The organism is Micromonospora sp. ANENR4 (assembly GCF_015354395.1).
Classification (GTDB): domain Bacteria; phylum Actinomycetota; class Actinomycetes; order Mycobacteriales; family Micromonosporaceae; genus Micromonospora; species Micromonospora aurantiaca.
In genome coordinates this window covers 1-311 of record NZ_JADKYQ010000060.1, presented here as the reverse complement: position 1 = coordinate 311, position 311 = coordinate 1, and the positions used below count along the sequence as shown (strand labels likewise).

At 61.7% G+C, this 311-nt stretch carries 1 pseudogene; it reads left to right on the top strand.

Annotated features, from left to right (window positions below):
* Positions 1-311, top strand: a pseudogene (locus IRY44_RS30505) (hypothetical protein); the annotation flags it as partial.

Below are 311 nucleotides of genomic sequence, written 5' to 3'. Positions count from 1 at the left end.
TTCGGCGGCGGCATCTTCAACGGTGAGTGGCTCATCAAGATCGAGGACGGCTTCCTCACCCGCGACCACGACAAGGACGACAACGCCACCCTCACCATCCGCGACACCGACATCAAGGGCAACACCGCCCTCAACGGCGGCGGCATCTTCAACAACAAGGCGAAGATCACCCTGACCAAGACCCACGTCACCAAGAACACCGCCACCGACTCCAGCAAGCTCCACCGGGTCGCCGGCGGCGTCCTCAACAACGAAGGACGCGTCAAGCTCGACGACAAGTCCCTCATCAGCAACAACGACCCCACCAACTG